The organism is Synechococcus sp. PCC 7335, from assembly GCF_000155595.1.
Lineage (GTDB): Bacteria > Cyanobacteriota > Cyanobacteriia > Phormidesmidales > Phormidesmidaceae > Phormidesmis.
The window spans coordinates 1317946-1341873 of sequence record NZ_DS989904.1; the positions used below are offsets into that span (position 1 = coordinate 1317946).

General features: G+C 48.7%; 18 protein-coding genes and 1 tRNA gene. 5 read left to right on the plus strand and 14 right to left on the minus strand.

Translation table 11 applies throughout. The features are described 5' to 3' along the window. Nucleotides 1-33: 33 nt before the first annotated feature. Together S7335_RS05910 and S7335_RS05915 are read right to left on the minus strand one after the other, a co-directional pair. On the minus strand, nt 34-1494 hold the full coding sequence (locus S7335_RS05910) for an aminotransferase class I/II-fold pyridoxal phosphate-dependent enzyme (RefSeq protein ID WP_006454315.1): 1461 nt from the start codon (nt 1492-1494) through the stop codon (nt 34-36). Continuing rightward, nucleotides 1494-1976, minus strand: a complete 483-nt coding sequence (locus S7335_RS05915) for a VOC family protein (protein WP_006454107.1) — start codon at nt 1974-1976, stop codon at nt 1494-1496. The genes S7335_RS05910 and S7335_RS05915 overlap by 1 nt, the downstream gene beginning before the upstream one ends. 178 nt (nt 1977-2154) lie before the next feature. Between S7335_RS05915 and metH the strand changes: the two genes are divergently transcribed. After that, nucleotides 2155-5742 carry a methionine synthase gene (metH, locus tag S7335_RS05920; protein ID WP_006456704.1) on the plus strand — a complete coding sequence of 1196 codons (3588 nt, stop codon included), beginning with the start codon at nt 2155-2157 and terminating at the stop codon, nt 5740-5742. A gap of 88 nt (nt 5743-5830) precedes the next feature. Here the strand turns inward: metH and S7335_RS05925 are convergent, their stop codons facing one another. Further along, the gene (locus S7335_RS05925; protein ID WP_006455004.1) at nt 5831-6325 is read right to left on the minus strand and encodes a c-type cytochrome; all 495 of its coding nucleotides are present in this window, start codon (nt 6323-6325) and stop codon (nt 5831-5833) included. A 288-nt stretch (nt 6326-6613) separates the two neighbouring features. Here S7335_RS05925 and S7335_RS05930 point away from each other — a divergent pair, with 288 nt between their 5' ends. The 3 genes from S7335_RS05930 (at nt 6614) to kaiC (ending at nt 9713) form a co-directional block, all read left to right on the plus strand. Beyond that, on the plus strand, nt 6614-7522 hold the full coding sequence (locus S7335_RS05930; RefSeq protein WP_006453382.1) for a circadian clock protein KaiA: 909 nt from the start codon (nt 6614-6616) through the stop codon (nt 7520-7522). 240 nt (nt 7523-7762) lie between these two features. After that, a complete protein-coding gene (gene kaiB, locus S7335_RS05935) occupies nt 7763-8074 on the plus strand; it encodes a circadian clock protein KaiB (RefSeq protein ID WP_006454593.1) in 312 nt (103 codons plus the stop codon). Between the two features lie 73 nt (nt 8075-8147). Next, nucleotides 8148-9713, plus strand: a complete 1566-nt coding sequence (gene kaiC, locus S7335_RS05940; protein WP_006454882.1) for a circadian clock protein KaiC — start codon at nt 8148-8150, stop codon at nt 9711-9713. 50 nt (nt 9714-9763) lie between these two features. Here the strand turns inward: kaiC and S7335_RS05945 are convergent. Continuing rightward, a tRNA-Arg gene (locus S7335_RS05945) sits at nt 9764-9837 on the minus strand. 189 nt (nt 9838-10026) lie between these two features. Between S7335_RS05945 and S7335_RS05950 the strand changes: the two genes are divergently transcribed. Further along, complete coding sequence (locus S7335_RS05950; protein WP_038015733.1) at nt 10027-11121, plus strand: TRAP transporter substrate-binding protein; 1095 nt, start codon at nt 10027-10029, stop codon at nt 11119-11121. 105 nt (nt 11122-11226) lie between these two features. On the opposite strand, the gene S7335_RS25765 is transcribed toward S7335_RS05950, so the two are convergent. From S7335_RS25765 to S7335_RS06000, 10 genes are all read right to left on the minus strand, one after another. Beyond that, nucleotides 11227-11814 (minus strand): MarR family winged helix-turn-helix transcriptional regulator, encoded by a 588-nt coding sequence (locus S7335_RS25765; RefSeq protein WP_227499954.1) that lies wholly within the window; start codon nt 11812-11814, stop codon nt 11227-11229. Between the two features lie 191 nt (nt 11815-12005). Next, nucleotides 12006-13337 (minus strand): TRAP transporter large permease subunit, encoded by a 1332-nt coding sequence (locus tag S7335_RS05960; RefSeq protein ID WP_006457360.1) that lies wholly within the window; start codon nt 13335-13337, stop codon nt 12006-12008. Further along, entirely contained in the window at nt 13334-13924 is a 591-nt protein-coding gene (locus S7335_RS05965) for a TRAP transporter small permease subunit (RefSeq protein ID WP_006455366.1), read from the minus strand. Before S7335_RS05965 ends, S7335_RS05960 begins: the two co-directional genes overlap by 4 nt. A gap of 383 nt (nt 13925-14307) precedes the next feature. Continuing rightward, the gene (locus S7335_RS05970) at nt 14308-15291 is read right to left on the minus strand and encodes a DUF2382 domain-containing protein (RefSeq protein ID WP_006456572.1); all 984 of its coding nucleotides are present in this window, start codon (nt 15289-15291) and stop codon (nt 14308-14310) included. Between the two features lie 58 nt (nt 15292-15349). Beyond that, nucleotides 15350-15799, minus strand: a complete 450-nt coding sequence (locus tag S7335_RS05975) for a BON domain-containing protein (RefSeq protein WP_006454694.1) — start codon at nt 15797-15799, stop codon at nt 15350-15352. A gap of 487 nt (nt 15800-16286) precedes the next feature. After that, the gene (locus tag S7335_RS05980; RefSeq protein WP_006455532.1) at nt 16287-16574 is read right to left on the minus strand and encodes a hypothetical protein; all 288 of its coding nucleotides are present in this window, start codon (nt 16572-16574) and stop codon (nt 16287-16289) included. Between the two features lie 146 nt (nt 16575-16720). Next, nucleotides 16721-17029: a hypothetical protein gene (locus S7335_RS05985; protein ID WP_006456162.1), complete on the minus strand. Its 309-nt coding sequence runs from the start codon at nt 17027-17029 to the stop codon at nt 16721-16723. Nucleotides 17030-17176: 147 nt separating this feature from the next. Further along, the gene (locus S7335_RS05990; protein ID WP_006454962.1) at nt 17177-20332 is read right to left on the minus strand and encodes an SNF2-related protein; all 3156 of its coding nucleotides are present in this window, start codon (nt 20330-20332) and stop codon (nt 17177-17179) included. Between the two features lie 46 nt (nt 20333-20378). Further along, the gene (locus tag S7335_RS05995; RefSeq protein WP_006455393.1) at nt 20379-22628 is read right to left on the minus strand and encodes a hypothetical protein; all 2250 of its coding nucleotides are present in this window, start codon (nt 22626-22628) and stop codon (nt 20379-20381) included. Between the two features lie 314 nt (nt 22629-22942). Next, nucleotides 22943-23851, minus strand: coding sequence for an ABC transporter permease (locus tag S7335_RS06000; RefSeq protein ID WP_006457368.1), 909 nt, complete (start codon nt 23849-23851; stop codon nt 22943-22945). Between the last annotated feature and the right edge of the window lie 77 nt (nt 23852-23928).

Sequence of the window (23928 nt, forward strand, 5' to 3'; positions counted from 1 at the left end):
AAGGGTTGGCTGAATGGTAGCAGATTAGCTGAGTTAGTCTGTGATGGTCAGCAGGGTTGCAAGCGTTGGATCGCTATTACCGGTGACAATGCCGCCTGCTTTATGGGTGGCCTGAAGGTAGTCAATCGCGCTAGCAGTAATGGTTTCGCCAGGTAGGAGTACAGGAATGCCAGGCGGATAAGTCGTAATGGTTTCGGCGCAGGTTTGGCCAATGGCTTTTTTTAGGGGAAGCGGCGCTCTAGGTGCAAAAAACGCTTGGCGTGGGCTGAGCGGGGAAATGGAGATGTGAGAACGGGGGAAGTCGATCTTGATTTGGTCGGGTGCAGACGAGCGGTGCGGATGTTCGCTCAGTTTTGCCAGCCCTTTAACGAGTTGATGGATATCCGACCGGGTGTTCCCTAGCGAGATGATGAAGGTAAGGGTATGAAGGGTCGGTAGTTCGCAGGTGATGTCGCATTCTGTATGGAGGAATTCGTCGGCATCGAAGCCAGTGATGCCTAAGGAAGAAACGTTTAGACTGAGGCGGGTGCGATCATCTGAATCGAGAACTTTCAATTTAGACAACTGTTGAACTGCTTGGCGAGCCTGGTTTGCTATCCCTAGCGTCTTGGACATCAGGGTCTCGCCAGCTGTAGCCATCTGATAGCGAGCAGCGTCTAGAGATCCTAATAGTAGATAGCTAGGACTAGTGGACTGGGTGAGCTGTAAGGATTGGGAAAGACGAGTTCTATTGATGCGATCGCCCTGAAGATGCAGCATTGACGCCTGCGTGAAAGCGCTGAGAACTTTGTGTGTGGATTGAATAGCGATATCAGCGCCTGCCGATAGGGCACAGGCGGGTAAGTCAGGGTGAAAGGCAAAATGGGCCCCATGAGCTTCGTCGACGATTAAAGGGACCCTATGGCTATGAGCTATCTGCGCGATGATGCTCAGGTTCGAACAAATGCCCTGATAGGTTGGCGAGACCACTAAAACAGCTTTAGCATCGGGGTGCTCAGCTAGCGCTGCTTCAATCTTGTCCGGTGAGATATCTAGCGAAATATCCCATTCGGGGCTGTAAGTCGGCTGTATGAAGACAGGTACTGCGCCGGATAGAATCAGGCCAGAGACTGCAGAGCTATGAACGTTACGCGGCAAGACCAGTTTGTCGCTAGGGCCACAGGTAGCAAGAATAGCGGCTTCGACGCCGCAGGTTGACCCATTGGCTATAAACCACGTCTGCTCTGCGCCAAAGGCGGCAGCGGCGAGCTGTTGAGCCTGGAGAATGACGCCTTCAGGAGCGAAAAGATTGTCTAGCTCGGGCAGCTCGGGCAGATCAGCCCGGAAGACTGTCTTGCCAAAGAGCTGTTTGTGTCGGTGAGTAATCCCTTGACCGCGTTTGTGTCCGGGAGTGTAGAAGGCTGCATTTTCTCGATTGGCGCAGTGCTGCAAAGCATCGACTAACGGCACGGTAGATTGATCTAGCCGATCATGCAGTCGCCCTGCATCATTCACTATTCACCTTCTATCACTGGGTCACAACGAACTTCAATCGTGAAGCCATCTGGGTCGTAGAAGTAGATGCCTTTGCCCGTCGGTCGAATGATCGGGCCTTTGAATTCTATTTGGGCGGCGGTAAGACAGGCGATCGCGTTCTCCATCTGGTTAGGCGCAATATCAAAGGCAAGATGATCGGCGCGAGTAAACCCTTTCGTTGGGTCAGGATCAGCAGGGCTAAATTCAGGTTCCCAAAAGAGATCGAGGATAGTGCCATCGGGCGTCCTGAAGTTGGTAACTTTGCCTTCAGCGACCAGCTGAACTAGGGTTTTCGGGACTTCATTCCCCACTAGCTTGTGCAAACCAAGAACGTTGCCATAGAAATGGCAGGAGGCCTGCATATCTTTGACGTTAAGCGCGATGTGGTGAACACCGCGCAGCATGCCAGGATTTAGAACTGGGGCAGGGGTAGTTGCGATGTCCAAAGTATCAATAGCCATAAGCAAACAGTCTGTAGAGAAGGCAGAGAAGTCTCAAAAGAACGTATGAGAGAAGTTGATGCTTGAAGCTCGATTGCGCTTATAGCGCTAGGTTTAACGACCAAGGATTTCTAGTAATAATAATAGAAGCTTTATATTGGTTTATCACCACATCCTAGCTCCTATAGCAAGTGCCACTATGAAAAGTCTGTTTTTAGACCGCCTAAAGAGCCCTGAACGCCCTGTCTTAGTGTTCGATGGTGCGATGGGAACCTCACTGCAAATGCAGGGGCTGACAGCGGCAGACTTTGGCGGACCTGAATACGAAGGCTGCAATGAATATCTAGTCGAGACCAAGCCGGAAGCTGTCGATAAAGTACATCGCGGCTTTTTGGCTGTCGGTGCGGATGTGATTGAAACTGACACCTTCGGTGGAACGGCGCTGGTCTTAGCAGAATACGACTTAGCTGATAAAGCTTACGAGCTGAACAAAAAAGCTGCTGAGATAGCTAGAAAGGCTGCGGACGAGTATTCTACGCCGGGAAAGCCTCGCTTCGTGGCGGGTTCGATTGGGCCAGGGACGAAGCTGCCAACGTTGGGCCATGTGGATTTCGACACGCTGAAGGATGCTTATCTAGAGCAGGTGGAAGGGCTTTACGACGGTGGCGTCGACCTGATGCTGGTGGAGACTTGTCAGGATGTTTTGCAGGTGAAGGCGGCACTGATTGCAATCGAAGAGATTTTTGAGAAGAAGGGCGATCGCCTGCCGCTGATGGTTTCGGTCACGGTAGAACAGCAGGGCACGATGCTAGTTGGCTCTGAGATCGGCGCAGCGCTGACCATCCTAGAGCCCTTTGGCATTGATATTTTGGGCTTGAACTGTGCCACGGGCCCAGCCGAGATGAAGGAGCACATTAAGTATCTGTCGGAGAATTCGCCTTTTATTATTTCCTGTGTGCCGAATGCGGGCTTGCCGGAGAACGTTGGCGGTCAAGCCCACTATCGCCTGACGCCAATGGAACTACGGATGGCGTTGATGCATTTTGTCGAAGATTTGGGCGTGCAGATCATTGGCGGCTGCTGTGGCACGCGGCCCGATCATATCGAACAGCTTGCCGATCTCTCGAAAGACCTGACGCCGAAGCCAAGGCCGATTGGGGAAAGAGGCGAACTGCCCCCTTACGGCGAGCTACCTTACATGCCGGCGGCGGCTTCTATCTACAGCCCACAGCCCTATGAACAGGACAATTCATTTTTGATCGTGGGCGAGCGGTTGAACGCCAGCGGCTCGAAAAAGTGCCGCGAGATGCTCAACGCGGAAGATTGGGATGGACTTGTCGCGTTAGCAAAGTCTCAGATTAAAGAGGGCGCTCATGTCTTGGATGTGAACGTGGACTATGTGGGGCGCGATGGTGAGCGCGATATGCGAGAGCTGGTGTCTCGGCTGGTGACGAATGCAACGCTGCCGCTGATGCTGGACTCGACTGAGTGGGAAAAGATGGAAGCGGGCCTGAAGGTGGCGGGCGGCAAGTGCATCTTGAACTCGACTAACTATGAAGATGGCAACGAGCGCTTCTTTAAGGTGTTGGAGCTGGCAAAGCGCTACGGGGCAGGCGTAGTGATTGGCTGCATTGATGAAGATGGGATGGCGCGGACGGCCCAGAAAAAGTTTGCGATCGCCCAAAGAGCCTACCGAGATGCGGTGGAATACGGTTTCCCCCCCTACGAGCTGTTCTTTGACACCCTGGTGCTGCCGATTTCGACCGGCATTGAAGAAGACCGGGTGAATGCCAAAGAGACCATCGCCGCGATTGAGATGATTCGCGACAACCTGCCCGGCTGTCACATTATGCTCGGCGTTTCTAACGCCTCATTTGGTTTGAACCCAGCGGCGCGGGTTGTCTTGAACTCAATGTTTCTGTCTGAAGCTATGAAGGTGGGTATGGACGGTGCGATCGTCAGCGCCAGCAAAATCTTACCGCTATCCAAGATTGAACCGGAGCATCAAAAGATCTGCCTGGACTTAATCTACGATCGCCGTGAATTTGACGGTGATGTGTGTACCTATGATCCGCTCGGCGAGCTGACGACTGCCTTTACAGGCAAAAGCTCCAAGCAGCTACGTACCACCTTGAGTGAAGATCTGCCGCTAGAAGAGAAGCTAAAGCGCCACATCATCGATGGTGAGCGGATTGGTTTAGAAGATCAGCTTGCGAAAGCCTTGGAGCAGTATCCGCCGTTAGAGATTGTCAATACCTTTTTGCTAGACGGGATGAAGGTCGTTGGCGAGCTGTTTGGCTCCGGGCAAATGCAGCTACCGTTTGTGCTGCAGTCGGCGCAGACGATGAAGGCAGCAGTGGCCTACCTAGAGCCATTCATGGATAAGGAAGACTCCGATACGAGTGGTAAGGGCACGGTGGTGATCGCCACGGTAAAAGGCGACGTGCATGATATTGGCAAGAACCTGGTAGACATTATTTTGTCTAACAACGGTTACCGAGTCGTGAATATTGGTATTAAGCAGCCAGTAGACAACATTATCTCGGCCTACAAAGAGCATCAGGCAGACTGCATTGCGATGAGCGGCCTGCTGGTGAAATCGACGGCCTTTATGAAAGAGAATCTGAAGACCTTTAACGAGCATGGTATTGAAGTGCCCGTGATTCTAGGCGGAGCAGCGCTGACGCCAAAGTTTGTAAATGAGGACTGTCAGAACACCTACAACGGTCAGGTAATCTACGGTAAAGATGCCTTTGCAGATTTGCACTTTATGGACGCGCTGATGCCCGCAAAGAAGGCTAACCAGTGGGACAACTTGAAGGGTTTCGCGAGCGATCATCCGATGAGCCAAGTGGCTAAGAAAGTCGCTATCAATCACGCTACTGAGCCAGAAGAAGTTTCTAATCTGCCAATAGTTATCGACACGCGCCGCTCTGACGATGTAGCCGTGGATATCGACCGGCCTCAGCCACCTTTTTGGGGCCCGAAGCAGCTTGGCCCTGAAGATATTCCGCTAGAAGATCTGTTTGATTATTTAGACATGCAGGCGCTGGTGGCAGGGCAGTGGCAGTTCCGCAAGCCAAAAGGCCAGTCCCGCGAAGAATATGATGCCTTTCTTGCGGAAAAGGTAGATCCGATTTTGGCTGAATGGAAACAGCGAATAGTAGAAGAAAAGCTGCTAGAGCCGAAGCTGATGTATGGCTATTTTCCCTGCTTGGCTGAGGGGAATACGCTGTATGTCTATGATTGGCAGGCGGCACAAAAAGGAGAACCTAGTGAACCTGTGACTTCGTTTGAGTTTCCGCGTCAGCGCTCAATGCGGCGGCTATGTATCGCGGACTTCTTTTTGCCAAAAGATAAAGCGAAGCCAGGGGAGTACGACGTGTTTCCAATGCAGGCGGTGACGATGGGCGATATTGCCACTGAGTATGCAGCCAAGCTATTTGCGGCAGATGACTATACAAACTATCTCTATTATCACGGTCTGGCTGTGCAGATGGCGGAGGCGCTAGCGGAGTGGGCCCACCAGAGGATTCGGATCGAGCTGGGCTATGGTGACCAGGAGCCGGAGGGAATTCGGAATATTTTGGCGCAGCGCTATCAGGGGTCGCGCTATAGCTTTGGCTATCCAGCCTGTCCCAATATGCAAGATCAGCCGAAGCAGCTCAATCTGTTAGAAGTAGAGAAGATTGGCATGCATATGGATGAGAGTGAGCAGCTCTATCCAGAGCAGTCGACGACGGCGATTGTGGCATATCACGAGGCGGCGAAGTATTTTAGTGCGTAACATTTTAGTGCGTAACTTCGACTGCGCTTAGTCACCCGGCTAAGAACAGTCTCCTATATCCTAGGTCACGTTGACTGAACCGATGAAATCACCAGCCAGCGTCTGATTGCTCATGAACGTACTGAGCGATCGCACTAATCTCGTCTGCACTCAACTTCTCTGCATAGGCAGGCATGATACCTTTTCCTTGAGTGACGATGGACACGATCGCGCTGATGTCCCCATAGCCATTGCGTTTCATCGCCCGCTGCTTTAGGTTCTTTCCCCGGCGGATGATATTGCCGCCATTGGCATGGCAAGCAGCGCAGTTTTCTGTGAATAAGACTGCGCCAGTAACTGCAGTGGGCCCAGGTGCAGTAGCAGCAGCGGTAGTAGTGGTAGGGGATGCAAGGGTTGGCGGTGCGATCGCTAGCCAAAAAAGCAATCCGCTCATCACAGCAAGCGAACGGCAGCTTCTTAAAGGAGGTAGCGTACAGTCGGTTCGGCGAGCTTTGCATCGAGCATGTCTAGTTTGAATGGCAGATAAGTAGACCAAACAAGCATTCGTAAGATAGGCGCGAACAAAGTTCAAAAACACAGCCACGGTAAAATCTCTACAAACGAGTAGTTCTGTACCTACTCTGGCGTATGACAGCCGAGGTCAAACGCGGACTTATGATAGATTATTAGAAATGATGCTAAGAAATATTTATAAAAGTCAGCAAATATTAATAAAGATGGCTAGGCACTCCTGTAGATATAAAACGTAGGTCAGTTAGTAACTATACAAACACCCAGTTAGTAACTATATAAACATCAGGTTGACTCTTCTCAAGCGTGCCTAAGGAGATCAGCCACATATCCTTGACAATCGCTAAATAAAGCAACCCTTTTGCCTGCACAATTTCTCCTTGGCGTTTTCGTTCCTGCTGCATCTCTGGCTGAACCCCTGCAGCAACTGCTCGCTCAGCAACAATTTGTGGTCAGTTGGAGTCAGTCTGCCTCGGAGTTTGAAGAGTGGGTTGTCAGCAATCGCCATCGCATTGACTGCTTGATCATTCAATCAGCTGAGGAGTCTCTTCAAGTACTATTGCACCTAAAGGAGAAAGATATCTTGCTCCCTGCGGTAGCGTTGTACAGCTCAAAAGCGCCATCCACTCATAGTGAACTATCTGATAGCGCCGTCTTTTTGCAAGGACAACGAACATATCATCAGGCTGTTGTTGCCTCTGATATTCGCAACCTAGGTGCTGTGGATGACGCAATCTATCAGGCAGTAGATTCTTATCTACAGCTGCCTACTGAAGTGAATGCAGACGATTTAGACCAGGTCGCTATAGGCTCAGCTGAATCAGCTGTCTCTCACGATAGAGATAAGCGGTTGTTCTTGCTGAGTCTACAGCAGCAGCGTCTGACAGAAAAACTAAAGGAAAGGTTAGGCTACGTAGGGGTGTATTACAAGCGCAATCGACAAAACTTTCTACGCCACATGAACACGAGAGAGCGTGAAGAATTTGTTGATAAGCTGCGTCAGGACTATCGGCGAATCGTTCTAAATTACTTTGCTGATGATGAATCAATCAATCAGAAGATAGATGATTTCGTCAACGTTGCTTTCTTTGCAGATATGTCTGTGCCTAAGCTTGTAGAGATACACATGGAGCTAATAGAAGATTTCTCCAAACAGCTCAAACTTGAAGGGCGTAGTGATGAAGTGCTAATCGACTATCGGTTAACGCTAATTGATGTAATCGCCCACCTGTGCGAAATGTATCGACGCTCTATCCCACGTGAACCGTAGCGATCGCCTAACCTACCGCACTATAAAATTACACTAAGATTAAAATCACACTTAAGATACTGTCAGAGATAGCTGGTCTTCATTTGTTCAGCTTGTTCAGCGTCCGAACAATTGATATGTGCATTGATATGTGCTTTTTTATCTTTTGCAACTCTTTTAAAGTTCCCGTTTAAGATAGGGCAATTAATACTATTTCCCCAGTGAAATCCACTTCATCACCCACCTCATCTTAGAGACCTCATGAGTGCCTCGAAGCCGACTTATATTCTCAAGCTCTATATAGATGGGAACACACCTAGCTCTAAGAAAGCACTCATGACGTTGAAAACCATTTTGGAAGAAAGCTGCAGCGGTATATATGCCCTAAAGGTGATCGATGTCAAAGAGAGCCCACAGCTAGCAGAAGAAGACAAGATTATGGCGACACCAACGCTCTCTAAAGTTCTACCGCCACCCGTACGCAAAATCATTGGCGATCTCTCAGATCGCAAAAAAGTTTTGATTGGTCTCGATCTTCTCTATGATGAGATCAGTGAACATATACACAACTAAGGAACTCTATAGGATTTCCCAACACTTCTTTTAATATTTCCTGCGAAGAATGTCCCGGTTTAGAAAAACAAATATGAACTCTTCGTATTCATCTTCGTCTTCATCTGATCAAAAGGCACAGACTCGTCTCAAGGGCGTGCAAAAGATTCGCACTATGATTGAGGGGTTCGATGATATCAGCCACGGTGGATTGCCTGTTGGTCGCTCTACTTTGGTCAGTGGGACTTCTGGAACAGGCAAAACGTTGCTAGCTGTCCAGTTTTTGTATCACGGTGTTACCTATTTTAATGAGCCAGGGATATTCGTCACATTCGAAGAGTCTCCAGAAGATATTGTGACGAATGCCTACAGTTTTGGTTGGGATTTAAAGTCCTTGATCAAGAGCGGTAAGTTGTTCATTTTGGACGCTTGCCCTGATCCTGAAGGGCAGGAGGTTGTGGGTAACTTTGATCTCTCCGCTTTAATCGAGCGAATTCAGTACGCTATCCGTAAGTACAAGGCAAGGCGAATTTCGATTGATTCGGTGACAGCTGTATTTCAGCAGTATGATGCGGCGGAGGTGGTTCGTAGAGAGATCTTTCGGCTGGTAGCGAGGCTGAAGCAAATGAATGTAACTACTCTAATGACGACAGAGCGAGTGGATGAGTATGGTCCGGTGGCTCGGTTTGGGGTAGAAGAATTTGTCTCGGATAATGTCGTGATCGTGCGTAATGCCCTAGAAGGAGAGCGCAGACGGCGAACGGTAGAAATTTTGAAGCTGCGTGGGACAACTCATATGAAGGGAGAGTATCCATTTACGATCACAGATGGCGGGGTCAGTATCTTCCCACTAGGAGCGATGAGATTGACTCAGCGATCGTCAAATGTGCGGGTGTCTTCCGGGGTGAAAACGCTCGATGAGATGTGCGGCGGCGGCTTTTTTCGCGATTCAATTATTCTAGCGACGGGGGCAACGGGTACTGGTAAAACACTGCTAGTCAGCAACTTTTTAGCGAACGCTTGTGAGAATGGTGAGCGCGCGATTTTGTTTGCCTATGAAGAGTCTAGATCGCAGCTTGCTAGAAATGCTTCTTCTTGGGGAATTGACTTAGAAGTGCTAGAACGACAAGGGCTGCTGAAAATTATCTGCGCGTATCCAGAGTCGGCGGGCTTGGAAGATCATTTGCAGATTATTAAGTCGCAGATTGCGGAGTTTCGTCCGTCTAGAATCGCGATTGATTCGCTCTCGGCCCTAGATCGCGGCGTGAGTAACAACGCGTTTCGCCAGTTTGTGATTGGGGTAACGGGCTTTGCCAAGCAAGAAGAGATTACGGGCTTTTTTACGAATACGACAGAGCAGTTTATGGGCTCTCATTCGATTACCGATTCGCACATCTCTACGATCACAGACACGATCTTGATGCTGCAATACGTAGAGGTTCGTGGCGAGATGTCAAGGGCAATCAATGTCTTCAAGATGCGCGGATCCTGGCACGATAAAGCCATCCGTGAATATATCATCAATGAAGATGGTCCGCAGATTCAAGAGTCATTCCGTAATCTAGAAGGCATTATTAGTGGCTCGGCCCGCCGAATTCCTTCTAGGGAAAAGAACGAGCTGGCAAGGATTGTCAGTGCCGTTCGCAGCGATGATGACTAGCAGCGGACTAACAACGACTGGAAAAGGACGACTAAAACGAACGGAGTCGACGAACATGGAGGGATTCGAACCCCCGACCCTCAGAACCGGAATCTGATGCTCTATCCAACTGAGCTACATGTCCATAGGGATAAGCCTGAGCAAACCCCTAAGGCTAAATTCTAGCACCTCTTCTCCAGCCAAAACGACAAGCCTCCCTAAAAACGCGGCCAAGTAGTTACTGACTGTTACTAACAATACGTTCTCCTGCGGCTGAATGATTTAATGAAAAGCATACTTTAGGGGGTCTGCTACCAAGCGGTGAGTGAGGGTCATGAGACGTAGACGCATATTGGGCTATGGTGCTAGTACTGTAGGAACGGCTGCTCTAGCTGCCTGCACTCAGCAGCAGGGTGGAGGGGCTGTTAGTGGCGATCTGCCTCGGGTGCAGTGGCGGATGGCGACAAGCTGGCCGCAGTCTTTGGATACAATCTATGGCGGTGCGCAGACAGTATGCGATCGCGTCTCTGCGCTGACTGATGGCCGTTTCACCATAGATCCGTTTGCGGCTGGTGAAATTGTTCCTGGTTTGCAAGTCCTCGATGCGGTTCAAGAAGGGACTGTAGAATGTGGACATAGCGCGGCCTATTACTATGTGGGTAAAAACGAGGCCTTAGCTTTTGGCACGACAGTTCCCTTTGGGCTAAACGCACAGCAGCAAAATGCCTGGTTCTACCACGGGGGGGGATTAGACAAAATTAACGAGCTGTATGCCGACTTCAATGTAATTAGCTTTCCTGCGGGCAACACAGGGGTGCAAATGGGCGGCTGGTTTAAAAACAACGTCCAAACCATCAGTGACCTGAACGGGCTGAAAATGCGGATTCCTGGATTCGGCGGTAAGGTAATGGCTGAGCTAGGTGTGAACGTACAGGTGTTACCTGGTGGTGAGATTTTTCTGGCTTTAGAACGGGGCGCAATTGACGCAGCTGAATTTGTCGGTCCCTATGATGACGAAAAGTTGGGACTGAACGAAGCGGCGACTTACTACTATTACCCTGGTTGGTGGGAACCTGGAGCAACGTTAGATACGACAGTCAACTTGGATGCTTGGAATACGCTACCTGCTGAGTATCAAGAGGTCTTTAAGACAGCTGCCTACGAATCGAACATCAACATGCTAGCCAAATATGATGCGCTCAACGGCGCTGCATTAGAGAGTTTGGTTGCTAAAGGAGCACAGTTAACTCCCTACAGCGATGAGATCTTGACAGCAGCTAGTGAAGCCTCTACCGCGCTATTAGAAGAAAGCGCTAGTAACGATGCTACTTTCAAAGACGTGTACGATAGTTGGAGCCAGTTCCGCGATTCTGTTCGAGGTTGGAACAAAGTCAATGAGCTAGGCTTTGCTCAGTTCGTAAACAAGTAACGACCAGTAACGGTACAGCATTTCCTGAGTTGCTTGAGGTTAACTCTGTTGATAGTTTGACAATGTTGTCACTAAAGCTAGCAGAGTGGCAAGATCCAGGCTATTTCACAAATAAAAATCGTCTGCTGATAGAGGGACTTCTCTATCTTGTCTCTCCGTCTGCGAACTTTGGGTAGGCGCTGTGTCAAGGGCAAGCATGTCGAGGATATTCTGATCGTTTCTAGAACTGAGCACGCTTTGTTGCAACGTATTCCAAATAGGCGCGACAGCAAGCAGGAGCTGACGTCCTTTTGGAGTCACGCTTAGTAGCTGGGTCCGGCTGTCCTTGCCAGAAGCGATCTGCAGCCAGTTCTTTTTCGCCATCCGATCGATAGTGCGGCTGACGGTGGATTTTTCCATGCCGAGAGCTTGTCCAAGCTGGCCCGGCTGAATCTGTTTTTCACTGACGATAACAGCAAGAATGTTGAGTTGATTGATCGTTAGCCCGTAGGGTCTTAGCGCTTCGTCGTAGAGCCGAGTAAGGGTGCGGTTGACTTGTCTAAGTCTTCTTGCAACACAATCGTGAGACATCTGCTGGGCGATTTCTCTGACTGTTTTCTTGGCTGTTTCTGCGGTAGGGTCAAGGGTCATATCTTCAACCGTATTGATAGAAACATCACTGGCACCTGTGAATGTAGAAACCATCGTAACCATCGGTTGAAAGCCAGTAGATACGGCGGTTTGTCAGCTGTTCGGTTGAATATACAACCTGGAGGCTATTTTGACTAGGGAAGAATGCTCGTTGACTAGATATCTGACTACTAAACTGGGTGCTGGAAGTGCAGATCTGTTGGATATGTGTCTATCAGTGATGAACTAGTCAGGGGCAGAGCTACTATACAAAGCTATTGACTGAGAGAGGGTAGCCAACTCACGAGCTGTGGAAAGGCAATGATAGCGACTAGCACCAGTAGCTGAAGAATAATGAAAGGAACAACACCGCGATAGATATTATTCGTGGTTATTTCTTTTGGAGCGATCCCACGTAGGTAAAATAGTGCAAATCCAAAAGGCGGTGTAAGGAAGGAGGTTTGCATATTCGCACCAATAATCACCCCGTACCATACTAGATCGATGCCAAGCTGCTGGGCGATTGGCGCGAACAGCGGCACCACGATAAAGGCAATCTCAAAGAAGTCAATAAAGAAGCCAAGAATAAAGATTGTTGCCATGCTGACAATCAAAAAACCGATGTTGCCACCTGGTAGATTGATCAGAACATCGGCGATTAGTCGGTCTCCGCGTAAACCTCTAAACACCAGACTAAACGCAGTCGATCCCAACAGGATAAAGATAACCATGCTGGTAGTCCGAAGGGTTTGATCACAGACTTCTCTGATTCCTTTTAACCGGAGCTGACCTTTCGCAGCGGCTAAGATCATTGCGCCAAAACAGCCCAATGCGCCTGCTTCAGTAGGGGTCGCAACGCCAAAGAAGATACTACCGAGTACAAGTAAGATTAGAGCTAACGGTGGCACCATTACTTTGATGATTTTGGAGACAAGGGCCCGACCACGAATGTCAATAAGTGCCACAGGTAGCGCGGGCGCCAGATTCGGGCGGATGAAGGCGATCGCCAAGACATGCACAACAAACGCGCCTGCCATCATCAATCCTGGAATGACCGATCCTAGAAACAAATCTCCAACCGAAATTCCTAGCTGGTCAGCTAGAACCACTAGAACAATACTAGGCGGAATAATTTGACCTAATGTTCCAGAGGCTGCAATCACACCGCTAGCGAGGTCTTTGTTGTATCCGTAGCGCAACATTGTTGGTAAAGAGATCAGTCCCATCGTCACCACAGTAGCTGCGACCACGCCTGTTGTAGCCGCTAGCAGCGCACCAACGACGACAACGGCTACGGCTAGGCCGCCACGGATTCGACCAAATAGCGCCCCCATTGTTTCTAGCAAATCTTCTGCTATGCCAGATTTTTCAAGCATTCCACCCATAAAGATGAAGTAGGGAATTGCGAGCAGCGTAAAGTTGTTCATGATGCCAAAGATTCTCTGTGGCATGGCCGTCAGAAAAATGGGATCAAACACGCCTAGCACAATGCCGATAATGCCAAAGAGGATGGCTACGCCCCCCAGCGAAAAAGCGACTGGATAGCCAAGGGAGAGAAGCGCAAGTGCGCCTGCAAACATAGCTGGCCCAAGCCAGTCAGTAATCATCGATTCTCTCCACTAGACGGCTGCTCTTCTGTTGTTTGTTCTTCTAACCGCTGCTTTAATATGGGTTCTATGGAAGGATTCTGAATGATGGCCCAGTTTTTAATTGCTTCAGAGATGCCTTGTAGTATGAGTAGAACAAAGCAAACGAGAATCATCGTTTTGATTGGGTAGCGCAGCAGGCCGCCTGGATCAGGCGAGGTTTCGCGGACCGCCCAGGATTTAGAGACTGCGCCCCAGGAAAAGTAGAGAACTAGTATGGAGAAGGGGATAAGAAAGAAGAGAGTGCCGATCAGATCGGCGATCGCCTTCTGCTTTCGATTGAACCGCGCATAAAATACGTCAACCCGCACATGCTCATTATGCTGCAAGGTATAAGCCGCGCCTAGCAAAAAGACTAGATCAAACAGATACCACTGCGTTTCGATTAGGCCGTTGGAACTGAGATTTTGCCCAATAGCATTACCCACATAGCGGCCTAGTACGTTCCACACACCAACACCAATCATCACTAGCACCAGCCAATAGGTGAGCCTGCCAATAGCGTTAATAAAACGGTCGATTCTGTGAGCAACCTGAAGAAGAGACACGGCTTTTTACCTATCTATTTTCCAATGTAGGTGGTATCTGGGATTACAGACAGTATCTTACCGCGTTGCTAGTCCGCGTCCTAAGCTTTGTTCACTTAGCTTGTAATACTTGTAACTGGTAGAACCATTACTTACAGCAGGCTAAGAGACGCGCAAACGCCGAATGTAATCCGACGCTTGCCTATAACTACGCTGATCAGACTAAGTAAGCATTCATCCTCGTTTTGCAATATCTTCTATCTACTTCTCTCTATAAAAGAACCAAAAAAATGCACTAAACCGCATTAGACGCAGTTCAGTGCATTCATGTAATAAGTTTTCGACTGTAGGCCGACTCTATCTACAAAGTAAAGCCTACAAAGAAAGGTGCTTAATCTTGTAACTTAGCTTTCGCGAATGACCGTATCATCGTTTGAGCTAACCTCCAACTCCTCACGGCGCAGTGTCTCCTCCGCAGTAACCGTTTCTCGAGTGGTCTCCTTGCGAACGTTAACTTCTTCTGCTACGACAGCCTCCTTACGGATATCTGCAGACTCTTCATACACTTCCACGCGGGCTACCTCACCCGACTGAAAGGCATCCGCGGTGGGGGTAACTGCCGCCGTTGTTCCCGGCGCTGTACGCTCGATGACGACCCTTTCTTTCTCAACTGGTACCGATACTTCAGTCGTATCGGAGACCACCCGTTTGCCAACAGAGACGTTTCCAGTGCGTACCCTATCCTTATTCACCTTTAAGCGCTCTTCGTAAAGCTTAAGGTTGTCCGCATTATCCAATGCGGAGCCTTGAGAGCCATAGATTTCAAACTCTTCTACGTTGTGGCGCTTCATAATTGCTTCGGCGCTAGCAATATCAGCCGCAACAGAATTCACCATGACCAAATATTCACCGGAGGCAACTCTGTCATTGTAGACGCGGGCTCTTTCTTCAGGAATGCCTAGACCAATAAGGGCACCTACTAGACCGCCAGCCGCCGCACCGATAGCACCACCTGCTAATGTAGTTGCGATCGCAGTCGCCTCAGCACCCGCTAATAAGATAGGACCGATACCTGGAATCGCCAATGCGCCTAGCCCTACTAGTAGCCCGCCAACGCCGCCAATAGCACCGCCTGTGAGCGCACCTGTAGCTGCACCATCGTCTGCGTGGTTCCCTACTTCCTCTGTCTCTTTGACGCCTGTCTCGATTCCAGATACCTCATCGGCGTCTCTAGCAACAACCGAAACACGCTCCATGTTCAAGCCTGCTTCATCAAGGTCACGGATGACACGCTCTGCTTCGGCACGAGTTTTGAACACACCGACGGCGCGTTGATACTGGCCCGTTGTAGCCTGAGGTGTAGGTTGGTTGGTATTTTGAATGACCATTTAGATTTCTCCTTACTTACTGCTTTTTCTTTCTTTTATGCACCCTTTAGGAGCTACGCTATTCCGCTGCCGGTGCGATCTCGACATCTACAGCGACAGACTCAACGCCTAGAATCTCTCCTGCCAAGGGTTCAATCGTTTCGTATTCTTTCTCACTAGGAACGGTTCCTGATATTGCGACGTTGCCATCTTCAGCATCAATCGTCAGCTTACCTCTAGGAATATTCGCCTCTAGCTTGGCGCGGACCTCACTCTCTATATCAGAATCAGCACGTTCCCCTTCATCGCCTAAGACTTCATTGCGCTGCTCACGCGCTCTAATATCAGAATCGAGCTGAGCCTGACGTACTTCGCTCTCTGCATCTTCTACAGTCTCTTCTACAGCAGCAGGGGTTTCAACCTCGCCGCCTACATCCGATGGAGCGTCGGCACTTGTTCTTGCTGTATCGCAAGCAGCAACCCCTAGCATCAAGACGCCAGCAAGCACTGTCGTTATTGTCTTCTTCATTCCTATATCTCTTAAAAACTGCGTAGCTCGTATGAGCTTCTACCCGGCTACCTATCCTTAAAGGCCGAAATATTATCGCCTCTAGTATGTACGGTGGATTTGCCTAACTCCTATACCTCTCTGACCATATGCATCTCTAACTATAGAAAGAGAAGTTAAGTGCTATATAGTGAGCTAGCCGCCGAAGATATAGTGCCCTAAACGGAATGTTTAGTAGCAATCAGCAGTCTCTCCACAGGTCATATCCCTTTTGAAGCCGAGTTTGAATAGCTCCAAAGATGCCTGTCCGTTATATACAACAATACTCAAATTCTTCTATGAAACTTCTATTTTCTCTGGCCTTATAGACGTTTGTTCTCGATACGTTGTGTGAACAAGTTCGATCATCTCCAGCAGATTAAGGATGCTGTGGTGGGGTCTGGTATATTGCGTCTCGTAGAGTTACGAATTCTCTTGCAGAGTTTCTCATGGCGAAGTGTCTATTGCCTTATCTGCCTGCGATCGCGCTTGGCAAAGCTACTTGGTTTTCTGCTGTTGCAGCTTCAGCCTGCCTTTGCTTCAAGGAACCTACTGTGTCGAAGGACTGGTTACTGAGCTGATCTCTCTGGCGAGTGCGAAAGTTTTGAGTGATGTCCTCTATCTCTACGACTTCACCGCTACGCACTTGTACGGTAGTGACTCTGAATTCGACGGCCTTAGCGGTAGGAGAAAGGGCGATCACACCCATCATAGCAAGACCAAAAGCGTTGAGTAGTTGACGGCTGATCGGTTGCATAACTTAGTTCCTTAAATCAAGTCGGTGATTAACTTCATTGATTTGAGAATGCCACCAGCTTGATTGTGTTGCCTGAGCCTACCTTAAAAGCTAAATAAGCCCTACTGACGGCTTTTCACCAGCTATGCATAGGCAGCCATCAGCTGCTACTCAGAAAGCCCTGGGCCTTCATTCTGTGTAGACGGTTTTAGGGCATCTGCTTGTTCGCCTTCTAAGGGAGCTGCTTCTGATGGTTGATCTTCGCCCTCTACCGCTTCTGTTTCTTGGTTTAGCCGTTCTCTTTGTAGTTCTTGAAAGTTTCGAGTGACGTCATCTATCTCTACGACTTCGTCCTCTGCAACGCCACCCGGGCGCTCTTGTACCGTGGTAAAAACAAAATCGACGGCGCTAGCAGGAGGTGCGATCGCCAATCCACTGACCGTCATCAAGACAAAAGACCTAAACAGTTGATGCATACTGTGCCTCATCGCTAAAGTTCCTTTCAGAAGTCTGGTCCTTAATTCACTTCACGATGCCGATCGTTCCTTACTAAAAGATGAGGGGATCGCTAGATCTACACAAAAATACATGGATCATTACAGTCGTCAGACACTCAATGTTGCCTACGTTGTTTCTACCAAAATTACCCCCGCTGCTAGTTCTCTTTGGTCAGAGACCACATCGTCTCGTTTTTGTTGAATACTAATCAGCTTTACTTCTAGCTCTCTATTCACTTTGTTTAGCTGCCCTTGCGTTGCAGGAATGATGCGAGTTTTTCCAGATTGCTTGAATCTCTCTATCCGAGCGGCCAGTTCATGCTGTTTTCTTTCTGCGAAGGCACGGGCACTTTTTTCTTGAATGTCGCAGCGGCTGTCGTTTTCTTCGTAAAAGTCCTCTAGCGCTTTCCCAAAGGAGTCTTCTAAATCCTCTCTGCAGCGAGCTTGTGCTTCTATAACGCTGTTAATATCTTGGATGAAGCTGCTTGCGTTGGGTTTGATCTGACCAACTCGCACCAGCGTTGAAAGGACAGACTCTGAGACCTGAGCGTCTAGCAGTTGATTATTCCCTACATTGATTAGCTTATAGGCAATTTGACTCTCTGTTCTAAGTCCTGTAAACGTCCACAGGTAAACGGCGTAAGCATAGAGACCAGCTTCCAGGTTGCTTTGTTCAGGAGTGGTGTGGATAGCGGAGACGGGATGAAGCGTTTGAGCGGCCGTGGCGTAGCGATCGCGTATCCATAGGATTAGAGGGTGAGTTGAGTCTAGTAGCTCGTTACGCTTGCCCATACTGCCCTTTATCTTAGGATCGAAAAAGCAGCTTACGGGCCCGCTGGACTTATGGAGTTGCGTAGGCGTGGCACAGCGATTTTGAGATATAAAAAACTGCAGATCGACCTTAGCTTTCTCGGATAGTGTGATATCAAACAAGCTAGAGTCTTGCTGCAAAGTGATGACTGTTCCTGGGTAGTACCGGGAAAAACAGTCTTGGACAAAGGCATAGACCTCATCAGGCTGTAGCCATCTGCCTTTCGCCTTGCTCTCCTCAATCGCCTCTAGAATATGGTCAGAAAAGGCCAGCATATTTACAGCTTCCTTTTCTAGATTATCTTGAAGGAGCCGTTTATTCTCTAGCGCTGTCGCCGTTTGCTCAATTCTAAGTCGTTCTTCTTCAGGGGTAAGGGTTTCTTCAAACAGCTCTAGCATCAGGTTTTCCGTCATCTCACCTAAGATGCTTTCAATATCGCCTACGCTTTCTTCAAAAATGCGAATTCGCTTATATAGCCGCTCTAAGATCTCAGCTTCAACCGTGTCTTTCAGGCTAAAGTTTACTATCGAAATTCGCTCGGCTTTTTGATTGAGTCTGTCTAGTCGGCCAATCCGCTGCTCTACCCGCATCGGATTCCAGGGCAGATCGTAGTTCACCAAAAAACGACAGTGCTGTAAGTCAATACCCTCGCTGCCTACTTCAGATGATAGCAGCACCGAAGGTCCCTCCGGTTGGCGAAATTGCTGAACGACTTCCCACTTGCGATCGCCCATATCACCCATGATTAGGCCCGTTGAAATGCCTGCTGCGTTCAGCCGACGCGCTAAATATTTCAACGTACCTCGAAAATAAGCAAAGATTACAAACTTTTGGGCCGAATCTTTTGCTAATTCACTGTCTAAAAAATCTTTAAGCTTGTTGTACTTACTGTCTTGCGCTTCTAAATCTAGGATACTTACTCGGTTAAAGCAAAGTGAGACAGTCGAAGAATTTTGTATTTCAGCGGCTTTGTGTAGCCGAGAAGCAATCCCCATATCTTCCCAAAGAGATTCTTCTACCAGACCTTTGAGGCTGTGATCCGCTCGCCAGGTTTCTAGTGCGGCTACCATACAGCTTGCCATCTGCCGCTGACGAGCAATTAAGCTCAATAGCGACACTCCTTTCTTGCCTTTGGTTTGACTGCGGATTGCTTCGGTCACTTCATCGTAGAATTTTCGCTCTAGCGGTGAAAACTCGACGGTCAGCGTTTGAGGATCGCGCTTGACCCTATTGGGTAAAACGTCTCGCTTACGGCTGCGAGTAATATATTGTCCTAGCAGAGAAGATTTTTCTAGCTTGTAGCCTAGCTCTACTCGATCCGATTCTTCCAGCTTTACTGTGTCTGTGAGCGATTGTTCTAATTTCTCTTTGACCTGATTCAGCAGATAGCTATCTTTGAAATAGTGAGATTCTAATGCTTTATTGACAGCATCTCTTGCTTTCTTCGGCTCTGGTGGGCTAGCCCATAGATATCTCAGGGCCCTCATAACTGGCTGATTAGCACCTAACATGGTGCTGAAAATGTCTTCACTAAAAAAGTCGTCTGGACTAATCAGCCGTAGCAGTTGAAATAGATTGGAGTTGTCAATCTGGACAGGGGTGGCTGTGAGCAGCAGTAGATAGCGCGAAGCATCACGGATAAGCCGACCGACCAGATTGCTAGCAGTCGCTGCGTTTCTTAGATAGTGAGCTTCGTCAATGACAGCGAGATCAAACAAACCAAACTCATCATTGGCAGGGTTGGCGTCTAGCAATCGGGCTAATTCGGCTCGGGTATTTTTGGTGTTGATATCTTCCCAATTGCCGCTAGGTCGTAAGCCTTCTAGACTAGCAATACAGGCAAACGACTGATTTTGCTGGCTTTCCAAGCAAAGTTTAGTACGCCCCAGTAAGTCTTTCGCATCGACAATCTCGGCAAAAATATTGAACCGCTGGGCAAGATCGTCTTTCCACTTTTGACGCAGCATCGCCGGGCAGACAATCAGTATCCGTCTGGCATCAGCGCGGGTCTGAAGTTCTTTCCAAATGTACATCGCTTCAATGGTCTTGCCCAGCCCCACTTCATCGGCAATCAAAAGTCTACCGACTGGAGAATCTAGAAGCTTTAGAACGGGTTTGAACTGATGCGCGTAGAAGTCTGTTTGACTAGACTCCATGCTATAGAACACATTGGTCAGCTCGCCTTTTATCTTTTCAAAAGTAAGGATTCTTCTTAGATCAGCAGGCCCGCCAAACCGTCCTTGTTTGAGAAGTTCTTCTACACTTTCATCTTCACTACAAAGCTCTAGTAAGTTCTTAGGCTTAAAGATTCTCTCAGCCGGTCCAAACCGAATTTCGACTAGTGTACGGGTACCCGCTTGGCGTACTTTACCTGTAGTTTTACCACGTCTGCCGGGGTTAGCCTTGATTCGAACATCCTGATCAGGCTGTTTAGGGTCCCAGTCATTGACGCTTCGAGAGGACTTAATCATCTATCTGCCTATCTGCAAAGAAGAACGAAAGCATAAGAGTAGATGCTTACATCAAATCACGGCTATCTTCGTATCTTTCGGGTGTATGCTCAGAGATTTCTGCGCCTGATTCTATCGTCTGGAACTGGCTAGGCAGTCTGATCTCGGGATTCTCTCCTTCAGGAATACAAAGACCATAGGCGATCGCGAATCGGTTGAAATCTTTTTCGTCTAATCCGTTGACAACAAGATCTTGTGGCGTTGGAATCTGCCGCAGCTTGTAGGGAGGAATATCGGCATTCCCTTGCTTAAATTCGCTATGGGTCGCTTCGATAGTATCTGGAAAGAATTCCGTATTGCCGCCGCCGCCACCAATGAACACCTTTAAATTTTCTCCTATGTCTTTCTCGACAGAGAACTGTCGTATCTGTTGATGTTTTTCATTGCCATCCATCACTACCTCAGCTACCATGCTTTGGATCTTGTTGCGCGTTCTACTATTCTGAAGCTGCTCACTGTGGGGACTATTAGACGGATCGCTAAGAAAGTGGCGAACGCTCTCAGGTGCTAGCTGTAGCTCGTCAGCAGTTTTTTCAACAAAAGCACTCACACCTAGGGGCTCTACTTTACCGATATAGCAGTCTACTTTTCGACTGCCGTCGGTGCGATTGAAAATAAAAGCGGCTCCATCTAGCGTACCATCACCAATATCAAAGAAGGTGTAGAACCCTTCCTGCGCCTGACGTGAGTTGATAAAAGACCACATCGCTGCGACAATCTCTGGGGTTGTCGTGCAATCTAGCTGATTAATTTGTTCTTCTGTTTGAGCCCATTTTTCTAGATGCTTGGTCAACCGATTGAGGCTGCTGATAGTCAATGCTGATGTGTCGATGTCGCTACTTTTGATCAGCCAGGCGATCGCCAACACCTGCTCAAATGTCTTCAGAGCTTTGGAATCACAGTACTCTACAGGAACCCCTAGATTCACGCTCCAGCGTACGGTTCTATTCGCAAAAATTTCCGGTCTGTTCTGAATAGCCCACTGCTGAGACCGTGCTATCACCTGGCTTAGATAATAGGCGCATAAGCTTTTAACGGTTTCGTCATCATCTAGCTCAGCGATCTTTTCTAGTCGCCATTCCGCTTGCGCTTCGTCTGAATTCTCTTTATTGAGATCAATCGCTGCTAGCCGCATTTTGATGTAATCAATATTCTGTTGGATTGGCCGATTACAGGCTCGCCATTCTGTTACTGTTAATCCTGTCAGCAAGGTTCCATCTTCCAAGATGGCCAACCGAGTCGGCATCAGAGTTTCATCTAGGTCCAATGCGCTGTCTGTCAACCCAGTAAAAGTAACGACTTCCGCCTGCTCTAATGCTAAATCTCTTAGGCAAACTTTGGTATAGCCTGTTCCAAAGTCTATTCCTAAATTAATGTCTAGGTCGAAGTTATCGTCTGTCGGCAGTTGGGGCACAACATGACTAAAATCCGGTTCGACGTCAGTATTTGCTGTTTTGGTTTCTGTTGAATCTAACCCGTCATCTGTTTGGTTAGATAGCTGTAAAGCGATCGCCTCAATTCTTGTTCTCAAACTTTCAATAACGATAGATAATTCAGACAGTTCAGAGCTTGTCTCTAGGCGAAGTTCTAACTGAGATATTCTCTCTGCGACTGTGGCTTTCTCGTCGTTGGCTCGCTGCTGTGCTTTGCGAATTTGATCGGTTTGTCGATCTGTGGCTGCTACTGTTTGACTAGATAGTGTGTTGAAGTCATCTCGTATATTCGCCAGCGCGGTATCTATCTGCGCCCTCGATTGAGCCAAAGCTGCGGTTAAGTTCGCAACCTCTAGTCTGACTTGATCGCTCTCATCCTTTGCTGCTAGTGATGCTTGCCCCTGCTCACCTAGTCCTGTCTGAATTGTTTGCAACGCTATGCTAATGCGATTGAGTTCGCCTTCAACGACTGCCAACTTCTGTGTTTGTCTTGATATATCAGCGCGAAGCGTCTCGACGAGCTGAGTAAAGGTCTCTGCTTCTGCGCTGTTTTGCTGGGCAACTGCCTGAGTAAGTTTTTCGATCTCCTCTTGATAGTTCAGTCCTTGCTGCTCTACTTCGGATAGTCGCTGTTCAGCTTGGTGTGCTAGAGATGCAAGGTCCTGTGCTTTTTTAGCCTCATTTTGGATGATTTTATCTAGCTGCCGCGATCGCTGCTGGCGAGCAATCAAACTGAGCACGGCAGAAACTGACAGAGGCACGACAGCGTAGATAGCTTGCTGGGTCGTGAAAGCCGCGATCACACCAACAACAGAAGCTGACACAGATACGTACTCGGCAAAGCGTACAAGCCTACGACTGATCGGCATGATGTATAGGAAAAACGAAGAGTATTCGGATCGTATCAAACGGCATAGGTTTGGCCACCCGTAGGCGCAGAGCATACGGGTAGCAAATGTTCTCTAGTTGCCTCTAGTAGGAGAGAAAAGTAGTCAGCTAACGTACGGAGGTAAGTCCTTTTTGAGAATGCGCATCCAACAAACCCATTCAGTAGAGTGTGATAGACAAAGCGGTAATGTTAGCTAGGCGATAAGTGCATCGTAGAGCTGGGTTCCGGCACAATGTAATCACCCTACCGCTAGTCCCAATTTTCGCGGCGCAGCAAAGGATTGATAAACTCGTTGAGTCCTTCGCCGATGAGTGATAGTCCGGTTACCATCATCGTAATTGCCAATCCTGGGAACAGAGCTGTCCACCAGATCCCAGTTGGTAATGCATCCAACGCCTGTCGTAAAGAGTCGCCCCACTCGGGCACGGACTCTGGTAGCCCTAAGCCTAAAAAACCCAAACCCCCCAAGATCAAAACGGCATCCGCCGCGTTTAGCGTGAACAGAACAGGAACACTTTGCACCACATTCAAGAACAAATAGCGAGAAAGAACTGCCCATGTAGATGCGCCCATAGACTGCGCCGCTTCGATAAACAGCTCTGTCTTCACGCTTACCGTATGGTTACGCACCACCCGGTAATACTGCGGCACATATGCAATCGACAGCGCCACTGCCGCGTTTAGTACGCCGCGACCAACGACAAATGCTAGCGTTACTGACAGCAGCAGCCCTGGCAGCGTGTAGATCGTATCCATAAGAAACAGCAGTGCCCGGTCTATTTTGCCACCTAGATAGCCACTGAGCATTCCTAAAGGAACGCCTACCACCACACTCATCGCCGTTGCTAACAGCACTACTCGCCAAGCAGCTCTAGTGCCGAACAGCGTTCGAGAAAATACGTCATAGCCCTGGCGGCTAGTGCCAAACCAATGTGCTGCCGAGGGTGGTTCATGAATTGGGTTAGTCAGGCCAGCGGTCGGATCTTGTATCCAGCCCCAGCTTTGCATCAGCGGCGCGAATAGCGCTACGAAGACGAAGATTGCTGTGATCGCAATACCGATATACATCAGCATCACCGAAATGGTCAGCGGCGAAGACTTGCTAGATTTACTGCCAAACAATCCACCAAATAAGCTACGCCGCGTTTCTTGAGCCATGATCTGCCAAGTGAAGCTATTGCATCAGAGAAGTCGGCCTTCATTGTCGCAGGAATTGACCGATTCGTGCGCTTTAT

Coding starts and splice junctions, on each gene's coding strand:
- S7335_RS05950 (WP_038015733.1), top strand. CDS start 10,027: ATGAGACGTAGACGCATATTGGGCTATGGTGCTAGTACTGTAGGAACG.
- kaiB (WP_006454593.1), top strand. CDS start 7,763: ATGAGTGCCTCGAAGCCGACTTATATTCTCAAGCTCTATATAGATGGG.
- metH (WP_006456704.1), top strand. CDS start 2,155: ATGAAAAGTCTGTTTTTAGACCGCCTAAAGAGCCCTGAACGCCCTGTC.
- S7335_RS05960 (WP_006457360.1), bottom strand. CDS start 13,337: ATGATTACTGACTGGCTTGGGCCAGCTATGTTTGCAGGCGCACTTGCG.
- S7335_RS06000 (WP_006457368.1), bottom strand. CDS start 23,851: ATGGCTCAAGAAACGCGGCGTAGCTTATTTGGTGGATTGTTTGGCAGT.
- S7335_RS05915 (WP_006454107.1), bottom strand. CDS start 1,976: ATGGCTATTGATACTTTGGACATCGCAACTACCCCTGCCCCAGTTCTA.
- S7335_RS25765 (WP_227499954.1), bottom strand. CDS start 11,814: ATGGTTACGATGGTTTCTACATTCACAGGTGCCAGTGATGTTTCTATC.
- kaiC (WP_006454882.1), top strand. CDS start 8,148: ATGAACTCTTCGTATTCATCTTCGTCTTCATCTGATCAAAAGGCACAG.
- S7335_RS05985 (WP_006456162.1), bottom strand. CDS start 17,029: ATGCATCAACTGTTTAGGTCTTTTGTCTTGATGACGGTCAGTGGATTG.
- S7335_RS05975 (WP_006454694.1), bottom strand. CDS start 15,799: ATGAAGAAGACAATAACGACAGTGCTTGCTGGCGTCTTGATGCTAGGG.
- S7335_RS05990 (WP_006454962.1), bottom strand. CDS start 20,332: ATGATTAAGTCCTCTCGAAGCGTCAATGACTGGGACCCTAAACAGCCT.
- S7335_RS05980 (WP_006455532.1), bottom strand. CDS start 16,574: ATGCAACCGATCAGCCGTCAACTACTCAACGCTTTTGGTCTTGCTATG.
- S7335_RS05970 (WP_006456572.1), bottom strand. CDS start 15,291: ATGGTCATTCAAAATACCAACCAACCTACACCTCAGGCTACAACGGGC.